General features: G+C 54.7%; 10 protein-coding genes. 7 read left to right on the top strand and 3 right to left on the bottom strand.

The window, feature by feature from the left end; all coding sequences use genetic code 11:
* Positions 1 to 188: 188 nt before the first annotated feature.
* Complete coding sequence (locus ACMZ66_RS07225; protein ID WP_416935858.1) at positions 189 to 1,418, bottom strand: allantoate amidohydrolase; 1,230 nt, start codon at positions 1,416 to 1,418, stop codon at positions 189 to 191.
* Between the two features lie 19 nt (positions 1,419 to 1,437).
* Positions 1,438 to 2,103: a DUF1028 domain-containing protein gene (locus ACMZ66_RS07220; protein ID WP_416935856.1), complete on the bottom strand. Its 666-nt coding sequence runs from the start codon at positions 2,101 to 2,103 to the stop codon at positions 1,438 to 1,440.
* A 236-nt stretch (positions 2,104 to 2,339) separates the two neighbouring features.
* Here ACMZ66_RS07220 and ACMZ66_RS07215 point away from each other — a divergent pair, with 236 nt between their 5' ends.
* The 6 genes from ACMZ66_RS07215 to ACMZ66_RS07190 all read left to right on the top strand — a co-directional run bounded on the left by ACMZ66_RS07215 (position 2,340) and on the right by ACMZ66_RS07190 (position 9,908).
* Positions 2,340 to 3,911: an ABC transporter substrate-binding protein gene (locus ACMZ66_RS07215; RefSeq protein ID WP_416935854.1), complete on the top strand. Its 1,572-nt coding sequence runs from the start codon at positions 2,340 to 2,342 to the stop codon at positions 3,909 to 3,911.
* Between the two features lie 85 nt (positions 3,912 to 3,996).
* Positions 3,997 to 4,944: an ABC transporter permease gene (locus tag ACMZ66_RS07210; protein ID WP_416935852.1), complete on the top strand. Its 948-nt coding sequence runs from the start codon at positions 3,997 to 3,999 to the stop codon at positions 4,942 to 4,944.
* Positions 4,941 to 6,875, top strand: a complete 1,935-nt coding sequence (locus ACMZ66_RS07205; RefSeq protein WP_416935850.1) for a dipeptide/oligopeptide/nickel ABC transporter permease/ATP-binding protein — start codon at positions 4,941 to 4,943, stop codon at positions 6,873 to 6,875. Before ACMZ66_RS07210 ends, ACMZ66_RS07205 begins: the two co-directional genes overlap by 4 nt.
* Positions 6,868 to 7,860, top strand: coding sequence for an ABC transporter ATP-binding protein (locus ACMZ66_RS07200; RefSeq protein WP_416935848.1), 993 nt, complete (start codon positions 6,868 to 6,870; stop codon positions 7,858 to 7,860). Before ACMZ66_RS07205 ends, ACMZ66_RS07200 begins: the two co-directional genes overlap by 8 nt.
* Before the next feature lie 53 nt (positions 7,861 to 7,913).
* Positions 7,914 to 8,783 (top strand): FadR/GntR family transcriptional regulator, encoded by an 870-nt coding sequence (locus ACMZ66_RS07195; protein WP_416935846.1) that lies wholly within the window; start codon positions 7,914 to 7,916, stop codon positions 8,781 to 8,783.
* A 57-nt stretch (positions 8,784 to 8,840) separates the two neighbouring features.
* Positions 8,841 to 9,908, top strand: a complete 1,068-nt coding sequence (locus ACMZ66_RS07190; RefSeq protein WP_416935844.1) for an osmoprotectant NAGGN system M42 family peptidase — start codon at positions 8,841 to 8,843, stop codon at positions 9,906 to 9,908.
* Here the strand turns inward: ACMZ66_RS07190 and ACMZ66_RS07185 are convergent, their stop codons facing one another.
* Positions 9,909 to 10,334, bottom strand: a complete 426-nt coding sequence (locus ACMZ66_RS07185) for an acyl-CoA thioesterase (protein ID WP_416935842.1) — start codon at positions 10,332 to 10,334, stop codon at positions 9,909 to 9,911.
* A 551-nt stretch (positions 10,335 to 10,885) separates the two neighbouring features.
* On the opposite strand from ACMZ66_RS07185, the gene ACMZ66_RS07180 reads away from it, so the two are divergent.
* The gene (locus ACMZ66_RS07180) at positions 10,886 to 12,244 is read left to right on the top strand and encodes an NAD(P)-dependent oxidoreductase (protein ID WP_416935840.1); all 1,359 of its coding nucleotides are present in this window, start codon (positions 10,886 to 10,888) and stop codon (positions 12,242 to 12,244) included.
* Positions 12,245 to 12,265: the final 21 nt, after the last annotated feature.

Genomic DNA, 12,265 nt, shown 5'->3' with positions numbered 1-12,265 from the left:
ATACATAAAAATGAAACAATTTCGCTGCAAAGTTGAGTATTAGTAAATTATATGATGCTAAAAGTTGATGATTTGGGGGCTAAAACAAAACAATGCCCGCCGAATTGATCGACGGGCATCGTAATATTTTGCGAAACGGCTCAAAAAAAGTGGGGTCAACCGGCTCTGTTTTGCCAGTTTGACTGCATTCAAAGCCCTTTCATCGGCCCAATCATTTGCAGAAAGTCGATCAATACATTGGCAGCGACATCGATATCTTGCGCTGTGACGGCCTCGTCGGGGTGGTGACTAAGCCCGTCGCGGCAACGCACGAACAGCATGCCGATATCGCACAGATCATGCATGGCAAGCCCGTCATGACCAGCCCCGCTAAACAGGCGGAATGGTTCAAACCCCTGTTCGCCAATCGCCTGACCCAGACCATTCATGATCCAGTCGGCACAGGGAACACCTTCGGCCTCATATGTCTGATCCGCACTGATTTCCACGCGCCGGTTGGTGGCGATATTGGGAAGGGCTGATAATATCTGACCCCGGCCATTGACCCGGACAAAGCGTTCAGGGGCGCGAAGCTCAATCGTCAGATCGACATGATCGGGAATGACATTGACCGCGTTCGGGCTGACTTCGATTTTGCCGACAACACCCACCATGCCCTCTGTCGCGGAACACACCGCTTCGACCTGATGAATAACGTCAGCCGCCGCCACCAGCGCATCATGGCGATTATGCATCGGTGTCGTGCCTGCATGGCTTGCCTTGCCCTGAATGCGAATGTTGTGGCGTTCAATCCCGGTCAGGGCGGTGACAACACCGACCGGAAGATCACGCTTTTCAAGAACCGGGCCCTGTTCGATATGGACTTCAACAAAGCCCAGCGTGTTTTTCTTGTCACGCTTCAAGCTTGGGATATCGTCCGGCGCACAGCCGAAATCGCGCAGGGCATCGGCAACGGAAATGCTTTGATCATCGGTCGCATCAAGCGATTTGGGATCATGTTTGCCAGCAAGGGCGCGCGACCCGACAAGGGTTGATTGAAACCGTGTGCCTTCTTCATCGCCAAAGGCCACAACTTCGATCCCGAATGGCAAATCAATGCCCGATTTTCTGATCTGTTCGATCACTGCAATCGGCAGGGCAACACCCAGCATGCCGTCATATTTGCCACCCGAAACAACCGTGTCCTGATGCGATCCAAGGATCAGGGTGGGCGCGCCGTCCAATGCCTTTTGATCGCGTCCGACGATATTGCCCGCCGCATCAATTTCGCTTTCAAGGCCCGCTTTGGTCATCCAGTCGCGGATCAGCGGGGTGACCGCACGGTGCTCGTCACTCAGGAACAGTCGCGTGACTCCGGGGCCGGGTTGGCTGTGGGTGGCGGCTTCTTCAAGGCGGTCAAAGATCAGTTGGCCAAGCATGATAACGGGAACTCTGATTTTAATACTGGTGGGGCGCATCCGGGGTGGGCAGGCGGTCAAAGAACCGGCGATATTCCGGATCACGGGTCTTGCCGTAAAGGCGTTGTAATTCCAAAAGGGGGTCGGCGTGATCATCGACCCGCAAGTCGAGTGGCAGGCGGTTGGGTTCCACGACCTTGATCATGGCCGATGTCGTGCCGCGCACATCGCCCCCGGCATCAAAGCCCGCGACCAATGCTTCTAACAGGCATTGATCGAACGGTTTGGATGATTTCATCATGTCGACATACCGGTCGCGCATGACATTCGGCACATTTGAATGGGCCAGCATATTGCCGCCAACCACCAAATCACGTTCGGTGATATGCGTGGTTTCCGGGCGGTTTTTATCCCCGGTCCAGGCGGCTGTTTCGCCATTGGCATCCAGAACAAGAAGCTGGCGCCAATGGTGACCATTATCGGCAAGGGTCAGTTCATCACGTACCGAATCCGCGCGTTTTCCTGTTTCCAGCAAGGTCAGGCCATTGATGCCGTACCAGTAATTTGTCGAGAATCCCTGTGTCGCAATGGCACCGACGCCGGGTTTGATATGCGGGACAAATCCGCCAACGGCCAGATTTCCCGTGGCACTGGCGATCCCCAGCGCATTGGTTTTCGGGTCTCTGGCGACGATTGTGTAGGTCATGTTTCCCGCCTGACGGACAGCTTGTTGAATTTGCTGTCTTGAATTTATAATGATAAATAATTGCCGAATTCGAATTTATCATTATAAATAGGTTTTGCAACCGTCGCATCCGAATGCATCGACAGCGGGTTCGGAAAACGGGGAAGCGTCCGTAAAAATAATAACTCAGCGGTGCGTTGTCGGTCGGTTCGGTTTGAGCCGGGGGTAACAGGAAGGTTTCAACAAGGGAGGCTTGAATGAAAAGCCTGTTTAAGGGGATGCTTGCAGCAGCAGCCCTCGCGGTTTCCGCATTTGGTTTCGGCCCGGCGGCCGAAGCGCAGACCCCACCGGGTGTTCTGGTGGTGGGTCAGATTGCAGAACCCAAATCACTTGATCCGGCGGCAGTGACCGCCGTGAATGACTTTCGCATTCTGATGAATGTTTATGATGGTCTGGTGCGTTACAAGGACGGCACGCTTGAGGTTGAGCCCGCCCTTGCCGAAAGCTGGACAATCTCCGATGACGGTACGGTTTATACCTTCAATCTGCGTGATGGTGTGACCTTCCATGACGGTACGCCGTTTAATGCCGAGGCGGTAAAATACAATTTCGACCGTATGCTTGATGAAAATCATCCCCAGCATGATACCGGTCCTTTCCCGCTGGCATTCTTCTTTAGCGCGGTTGAAGAGGTCGAGGTCGTTGATGATCTGACCGTCAAATTTCAGCTGAACGCGCCTTATGCGCCGTTTCTGTCCAACCTTGCCTATCCGACCGGCCTGATCGTTTCCCCGACGGCGGTTCAGGAAAATGGCGCGGATTATGGTCGCAGCCCGGTTGGTACCGGTCCGTTCAAATTTGCCGAATGGGAAAGCAACGCCAAGGTGGTTGTCGTGCGTAACGATGATTACTGGGAAGATGCCGCCAAACTTGAAGCGGTTGTGTTCCGCCCGATCACGGATGCCAATACCCGTGTGGCCGAGCTGATGGCTGGTGGTATTGACCTTATGGTCGAAGTCCCGCCAGACAGCCTGACCCAGCTTTCAGGTGATGCCAATTTCAGTGTCTATGAACAGGCAGGTCCGCACCTTTGGTTCCTGATCCTGAACCTGAAAGAAGGTCCGTTCAAAGACAAGAAAGTCCGTCAGGCGATCAACTATGCGATTGATAAAAAGGCATTGGTTGAAAACGTGCTTCAGGGCACGGCCGAAGTTGCCGCTGGTCCGACGCCGCCGGCATTCGCATGGGCTTATAACGAACAGCTTCAGCCTTATCCGCATGACGTGGAAAAAGCCAAACAGCTGATCAAGGAAGCCGGTGCCGAAGGTGCAGAAGTCACCTTCTATGTCACCGAAGGCGGTTCGGGCATGCTTGATCCGGTTCCGATGGGCGCTGCCATTCAGGCCGACCTTGCCCAGATCGGTCTGACGGTTGCGATCGAGACCTATGAGTGGAACACCTTCCTTGGCAAGGTGAACCCGGGTCTTGAAGGCAAGGCAGACATGGCAGAAATGGCATGGATGACCAATGATCCCGACACCCTGCCATATCTGGCACTGCGCACCGATGCATGGCCCGATAAGGGTGGCTTCAATTCGGGTTATTATTCCAACCCGGAAGTGGACAAGCTTCTTGAAGCAGCCCGTTCTTCAACCGATCAGGCTGAACGTGCCAAGCTGTATCGCGAAATGCAGGAAATCGTTTATGACGATGCGCCCTGGGCCTTTATCGCGAACTGGAAACAGAACGCTGTTTCAAGCACCATGGTTGATGGTTTCAAGCTACAGCCATCGTTCTTCCTGCTGCTTGATGACGTCGTAAAGAACTGATCTGATCTTGATGCCGGGGTAAGGGTGCCTTGCCCCGGCATTATTGTTTTCGACTTTTCCCGCACATAGCCAGACGAGCCTTGCCATGCACGTCTATATTTTACGCCGATTGATCCTGATGGTGCCGGTTTTGCTGGGCCTGACTGTGATTGTTTTTCTGATTATGTCGATGATCCCCGGTGATCCCGCATTGGCGATCCTTGGATCCTATGCCACGCCGGACAATGTCGCGAAATTGCGCGCCGATCTTGGTTTGGACAAAACCATGGTCGAACAATACTGGATCTGGCTGACCAATATGCTTCAGGGCGATTTCGGGCGATCCTATAGCCTGAACCGTCCGGTTCTTGATGAAATCTTGGAGCGGTTTGGTGCGACGCTTATTCTGGCGGGCACCGCCCTTGTCCTGTGCACGATCTTTGGTCTTCTGACCGGGGTGGTTTCGGCCGTGCGCCAATATGGCTGGGCGGACAAGGCACTGACCTTTGCTGTTTTGATCGGGATTTCCATTCCCAGTTTCTGGCTGGGTTTGCTTTTGATGATGTTCTTTGCCGTTGAACTTCGGTGGCTTCCGGTCAGTGGCATGTATGCGATTTATGGCGGTGGTGATTTACCCGATCTGATCCGTCATCTGATTTTGCCGTCGATCACGCTGGCCGTGGTCGCCACAGGCATCATCGCGCGTCTGACGCGTTCGAACATGCTTGAAGTCCTGCGTCAGGATTTCATTCGGACCGCACGCGCCAAGGGGCTTGATGAAAACCGGGTGATTTATCGCCATGCCTTCAAGACAGCACTTGTGAACGTCGTCCCGGTGATCGGGGTGCAGGCGGGCTTTGTGCTGGGCGGGGCGGTTTATATTGAAACCGTGTTCCAGTGGCCGGGCATCGGTCGAATGTTGGTTAATGCAATTTCGACCCGGGATATCTTGCTGGTTCAAGGTGGCGTGGTTCTGGTTGCGGGCAGTTACGTTCTGTTTAACCTGTTTGCCGATGTCATCCAGCATCTTCTTGATCCGAGGGTGAAGGCATGACCAGCACAGCAATCAATCCTCAACCCAAAACCAAAAAACGGTCGGCACGGCCATCAGCGTTCAAGCTTCTGGCGCGCAATCAGCTTGCCCTGATGGGCGCTGTGATCCTGGCCCTTGTGGTTCTGGTGGCAATCATCACCCCGATCCTGCCATTGCCGGACCCAGATGCCACCAACCCGGCACAACGTTTGTTGCGTCCGTTATCGGACGGTCACTTGTTGGGAACCGATCACCTTGGCCGTGATTTGCTGTCGCGCCTTTTGTGGGGCACACGGGTTAGTTTGGCGGTTGGTATTTCTGCATCCTTGGTTGCGGCACTGTTTGGCTCAACCATCGGGATTGTGTCGGGCTATTTCGGCGGGCGGACCGACAACATCATGATGCGCGGCATCGATATGTTGATGGCCTTTCCCTATATCCTGCTGGCACTGGCGATTGTTGCCGCCCTTGGTCCGGGGTTGATGAATGCGCTTTATGCGATTGCGGTGGTCAATATCCCGTTCTTCGCGCGTAACATTCGTGGAGTCACGGTGGGCATTGCGCATCGGGAATTTGTCGATGCCGCCAAGCTTTCGGGCAAGGGGCATATTCGCATCCTCCTGACCGAAATCCTGCCCAATGTGATGCCGGTGATCGTGATTACGATTTCGACCACGGTGGGTTGGATGATCCTTGAAACAGCGGGGCTAAGTTTCCTGGGGCTTGGTGCGCAGCCGCCGCAGGCCGATCTTGGCTCCATGCTGGGCGAGGGGCGTAAACTGATCACAACCGCGCAGCATCTTTCGGCCATTCCCGGTGCGATGATCTTTATTCTGGTCATGAGCATCAATTTGCTGGGCGATGGTATTCGCGATGTGCTTGATCCGCGCTTGAAATCAGGTGCGCTCGCCCGTCCGGCACCGCTGACCAAAATTGACCGCAGCGACGAAGGTGCTGGTGCAGCTGTATCGAACGATACGGTGTTGGCGGTAGATGAACTCCGCACCGAATTTGTTTTGGGTGATGACACCTATAAGGCGGTTGGCGGCGTCAGCTTCGATGTTGGCAAAAACGAATGTGTCGGTCTGGTCGGTGAGTCCGGATCGGGCAAATCGGTCACCGCACTGTCGTTGCTGGGCCTTGTCGCATCCCCGCCCGGAACTATTGTTGGTGGGCGGGTGATGTTTGATGGCAAGGATGTCTTTGACATGTCCGAACGTCAGGTCCGTGACATTCGTGGTGGCAAGGCGGCCTATGTCTTTCAGGACCCGCTTTCAACGCTGCATCCGCTGTTTTCGATTGGTGATCAGCTGGTTGAGGCGATCCGCGCCCATAATGCCATCAGCTACAAGGATGCCTGGGCCAAGGCGGTGAAGTTGCTTGGCATGGTGCGCATTCCCAATCCGGAAAGCCGTGCCAATAACTATCCGCATCAATTGTCAGGCGGGATGCGCCAACGTGTTGGCATTGCCATGGCACTGGCCAATGAGCCGCGCCTGATTATTGCTGATGAGCCGACCACAGCCCTTGATGTCACCGTGCAGGCACAGATTTTGAAACTGATGAACAATCTGCGCACCGATCACGGCACGTCTGTTTTGTTCATCACGCATGATTTTGGCGTGGTTTCGGAAATCTGTGACCGGGTGGCGGTGATGTATGCCGGGCGCATTGTTGAAATGGGAACGACCGAACAGGTTCTGAACCATCCGGCCCATCCCTATACCAAGCGGCTGATTGATTGTGTGCCGCGTCTGGGCGAACCGGATCGTCGGACATCGGCCATTCCGGGCTTGCCGCCGGCGGTCAATGATCTGCCCGCCGGGTGTGCCTTTGCCGATCGTTGTGATCGGGCAGAGGATAAATGTCGGATTGGTCAGATCAGTTTTGATGATCTGGGCGACGGGCATGGTGTGCGCTGTATCAAACCGATGGAGGGTGCAAATGCCTGATGGTTCTGACGTCGTTTTGCAAACAAGCGATCTTGTCCGCACCTTTGGCGGTGGGCGGACCCTTTTCGGGGGCAAGAAGCCGACCGTCTATGCCGTGCGCGGGATTGATGTTGCCGTGCGCAAGGGCGAAACCCTTGGCATTGTTGGTGAAAGCGGATGCGGCAAATCAACCCTTGCCCGCATGCTGGTTGGTCTTGATCGTCCGACCGAAGGCAACATTACCCTGACCGGATCAGATATGAACGATCTGGTCGCCGAGGATCGTCATGCATTGTCGCGGCGCATTCAATATGTGTTTCAGGACCCGATCAGCTCGCTTAATCCGCGCAAGCTGATCCGGGAAACACTGGCGGCACCGTTGCGGTATCTGCGCGGTCTTTCGGGTGATGCGCTGGATAAACGCATGAAGGAATTGATGGATGCGGTCAATCTGCGTCCGGAATTCCTGGATCGTTATCCCCATGAATTTTCCGGCGGGCAGGCGCAGCGTATCGGCATTGCGCGCGCTTTGGCGGCCGAGCCGGAAATCATTGTTCTCGATGAACCGGTATCGGCCCTTGATGTGTCAGTGCAGGCACAGGTTTTGAACCTTTTGGCGGAACTGAAAGATCAGTTTGGCCTGACCTATATCTTTATCAGCCATGATCTTTCGGTCGTCGAAGCGGTCAGTGATCGGGTGGCTGTGATGTATTTCGGGCGCGTTGTTGAACAGGCACCCGGACGGGCCTTGTTTGATGCGCCACAGCATCCCTATACCCGACTGTTGCTTGATAGTGCGCCGGTACCGGGCAAACGTGGTTTGACCGTGGAAGACGCCAGTGCGGAACTGCCTGATCCATTGGCACCGCCGCCTGGCTGCGCCTTTGCGCCGCGTTGTCCCTATGCCAAGGATGATTGCGTGGCGAAAGTTCCCGATGCGCGTTATGGGCTTGATAATCATGACGCGGCATGTTTCCACCCGCTCAATGCGGTGACAACACCGTAAAACAAGCTAATATACCGTAAGGGAAGTCATCCGGGCGCGACAGGAAAGACAGAATGACAAAAAACCCGATCAAGGGATCGACTGAGGATATTGAACTTGCGACACGCCCGCGTAAGCGTGAACGTAAAAGATCCGATGTTATTGCGGATGCGCTTAAGGATTACATCGCCCAAAAGGGCCTGCGTCCGGGTGAACGCCTGCCACAGGAAGCCGAACTGATCACGCTTCTGGGGGCGTCAAAGGGCACAGTGCGCGAGGCGCTGAAATCGATGGAAACGCAAGGTCTGATTGCGACGCGCACCGGGCCGGGTGGTGGTGCGTTTATCGATACAGTGTCCGAAGGCCGCGCGGTGGAGCTTCTGGCCAATTACTTCTTTTTCAAGGATCTTTCGATCCGCGATATTTATGAGCTGCGCATTCTTTTGGAACCAGAAATGGCGGCGGCATGCATCGGGCATCTCAATGAAGATGACTACGAGCGACTTGAAGAAGTCATGACTTGGTATGCAAGCCACCCGCAATCGATTGAAGAAGCCCGTCAGCAGCGCCTCAAGGAGCTGGAATTTCACCTTGTACTGGTGGAACTGTGCCCCAATCCGCTGTTGTCATTCATGTGTCGGTTCATGATCGATTTGCTGATGAATTTGACGGTGTGCAAAAAGATCTATGATCAGCCCAATACCGAGCTTCGCGAAACCGGACGCAATTATCAGTTCCGTCTGATCGAAGCCCTGCGCAAGGCCGATGGTGAAACCGCACGTGCGGTGACCTATCAGCATATGTGCGCGGCCCAACGCCTGATGGAAGAACAGGAAGCCGTGGTCGAAAATCGGTTCCTGAAATCAGGCAATATCGATCTGCCGCGTGACTTGCCACCCAGTGCGGAATTGCGCGCATTGTCGGGCATCGCGACCAAACACTAATCCACCTTTTGGTCCGTGTTTCGGGCCATGCAACCTGCGTCATTCTGGACGGTAATCATGTCTGTTTCCCATATCGACCGCCAATATCTTAGCGCTGTTTTGGCAAAGCTCCTGACGATTGACAGCCCGACCGGCATGACAGAGCAGGCGGTTGATTTCGTCTGTGACGAGTTGCGCGCTATGGGTATTGCGTTCGAGCTGACCCGGCGTGGCGCCATCCGGGCTGTTGTGCCGGGGCAGGCAAAGGGTGTTGATCGCGCAGTCGCAGCGCATCTTGATACGCTGGGTGCGATGGTCAAACAGATCAAGGATAATGGCCGTCTGGAAGTTTCCATGATCGGGCATTGGTCATCGCGCTTTGCTGAAGGCGCGCGGGTGACGGTCTATTCCGATAACGGCAAAACAACGCGCGGCACGATCCTGACGATCAAGGCATCGGGCCATACGTACAATACCGAAATCGAAAGCCAACCGGTTACCTGGGAACAGCTTGAGTTGCGCCTTGATGCGCGGGTTGCGAATGGTGATGACGTGCGTGCCCATGGCATCAATGTCGGGGATATGGTGGCGATTGATACCAATGCCGAATTTACCGATAGCGGCTTTGTCGTGTCGCGCCATCTTGATGACAAGGCGGGGGTGGCAGCCGTTCTGGCAGCGGTGCGCGCGCTGGTAACCGCCAAGGCATCCTTGCCGGTTGATTGCAAAATCCTGTTCACCATTGCCGAAGAAGTCGGTCATGGTGCGCCCCATATTCTTGATGATGATATTGCCGAACTGGTTGCGGTGGATAATGGCACCTTCGCGCCAGGGCAAAACACCAGCGAATATGGCGTCACCATAGCGATGAAGGATATGTCAGGCCCGTTTGATCGCAAGCTGAACCGTCATTTGCTTGATCTGGCCGAAGCCAACGGGATCGAGCATTCCCGTGATGTTTTCAAGTTTTACCGAAGTGACGTCGCCGCAGGCATTGAAGCGGGCTATGACGCGCGCGGATCGTTGATCTGTTTCGGGCTTGATGCATCGCACGGCCATGAACGCGCGCATATCGATAGCTTCGTCGCGGTTGGCGAATTGCTGGTGGCCTATATGCAAAGTCCGTTGCTTGATGCGGATAGCTGATCAGGTCTTGGTGCGCTGATCTTCGGGATCAGGATCAATCGGGCGCGGGCGGCCGTCATCATCGAGCGCGACAAAGGTAAAGACACCTTCGGTCACTTTATCAGATATCTCTCCAAACCGGGTCTGGCGCCAAGCTTGGACATGAATGCGAAGCGATGTTCGGCCTTCATGGATGATTTCTGTGAAGAACGATACTTCGTCCCCGATATGAACCGGGCGCAGGAACGACATGGTGTCGACAAATACGGTCGCGGTTCGGCCTTTTGCCCGGCGTGCCGCAGCGGTCCCGGCGGCCAAGTCCATTTGCGACATCAACCAGCCACCAAAGATATCGCCGCTTGGATTGGTATCAGCAGGCATGGCAACGGCACGTACCGATGGTTGACGATCAGGTAGGGTATCCGTTGCAGTCACGTCTTTGGTCATTGCGGGCATTCCAAGCTGGGATGACTGGGGCAGTGCCAATTAACGTTACTTCAGTTTCTTCGATTAAAGCCAGCGCAAAGGTCGCAAAATCAGCGAACTACCAGATGTTTGGTATGGCAAGAAGGTGGGATGACGCGTGCGTTCGATGCGCGATTTTCCCAAGCAAACCGGGCGGTTGAACAGCCAAACAAGAATTCGCATTTTTAATCTTGACCAAATGATCAGGATTGGACATGCTGTATTCGTCAGAGAGAGGCATCTGCACGTGTAATCAACCGGGGATAACCCCGCAAATATAACCGCACGGCAGATTAGATACTGGGAAACAATCTGGCTTTGGCCGGACGGATACGCCAAGAATGTCAGTACGAGAAGACCCAGAGTTGGGCGGAACCGCATCCGTCCACACAACGCCATAAATCCATCTTGATCCCAATTCGGGGTCGCTTGGCGTCATTGATCGCTTTGGGCCAGATTGTATTTTCATTCTTGTTGTTTTGTCTCTCGATGACGTCAGGAGAGGACGCCTTTTTGGCAGGGAGACAAAACCAATGACCACCTTGCAGGCCAAGCAAGCTTCTAAATCCGGTGCCGTTCACGGCGGTGTCGGTCACAATGAGACCGATGACGGATTTTCCGATCTGCATCCGGCATATTCCACGCTTCAGGCAATGGCAGAAAGCAATCGCTGCCTGTATTGCTACGATGCCCCTTGTGTCACCGCATGCCCGACATCGATCGATATTCCGACCTTTATTCGCAAAATCAGCACCGGCAACCCGGATGGCGCGGCAAAAACCATTTTGTCAGCCAACATCATGGGCGGGACCTGTGCGCGCGCATGCCCGACCGAAGTGCTGTGTGAACAGGCATGTGTACGTAACGTCGCCGAAGATGTTGCCGTTGAAATCGGAAGCCTGCAGCGTTTTGCTGTCGACCATTTGATGGAACGCGATCTGCCCCATCCGTTCAAACGTGCGTCCGAAACCGGCAAATCGATTGCCGTGATCGGTGCGGGTCCGGCGGGTCTTTCCTGTGCGCACCGTGCTGCCATGCTGGGTCATAATGTGACCGTGTTTGAAGCAAAGGCAAAGCCGGGCGGACTGAACGAATATGGCTTGGCCGCCTATAAGATGACCAATGACTTTGCCCAGCGCGAAGTTGAATTCCTGCTCGGTATCGGCGGGATCAGCATCGAGTATGGCAAGGCGCTTGGGCGTGATATCTCCATTGAGGCGCTTAAAGATTCCTATGACGCCGTCTTTGTCGGTGTCGGTCTTGGATCGACCAACAATCTTGGCCTGAAGGGCGAAGAATTCCCCGGTGTTGATGATGCGATCAAATTCATCGAACAACTGCGTCAGACCGAACCGAAATCCGACATGCCGGTTGGCAACAACGTGATCGTCATTGGCGGTGGTAACACCGCAATTGATGCCGCCGTTCAGGCCAAGCGCCTGGGGGCAGAGGAAGTCACCCTTGTCTATCGTCGGGGTGCGGAAAACATGTCTGCGACCGAGTTCGAACAGGATTTGGCAAAAACCAATGGTGTGGTTGTCCGCTATTGGGCCAAACCGGTTGCGATCAAGGCGAATGGCAAGCTGATGGGGATGGAGTTCGAAAAAACCGAACTCGATGCCAGCGGCAAGCTTGTTGGTACCGGCGAGACCTTTGAAGTGCGTGCCGATCAGATTTTGAAAGCCATCGGACAGAAAATCAAAACCGATGACCTTGCCGGAATGGAGATCGCCGGCGGCAAAATCGTGGTCGATGACAATTATCAGACAACAGCCCCGGGCGTGTTCGCCGGTGGGGACTGCATCAAAAGCGGCGAAGACCTGACCGTGCAGTCGGTCGAGGACGGCAAGCAAGCCGCCATCGCCATTGATGCATTCCTGAAATCCGCTTGAACCGCAAGTCAAAGGGAGAGA

The sequence above is a fragment of the Thalassospira sp. genome, from assembly GCF_048059015.1.
GTDB lineage: Bacteria > Pseudomonadota > Alphaproteobacteria > Rhodospirillales > Thalassospiraceae > Thalassospira.
Note: the sequence above shows the minus strand (reverse complement) of the source record. Positions and strands in the feature narration are given on the sequence as shown.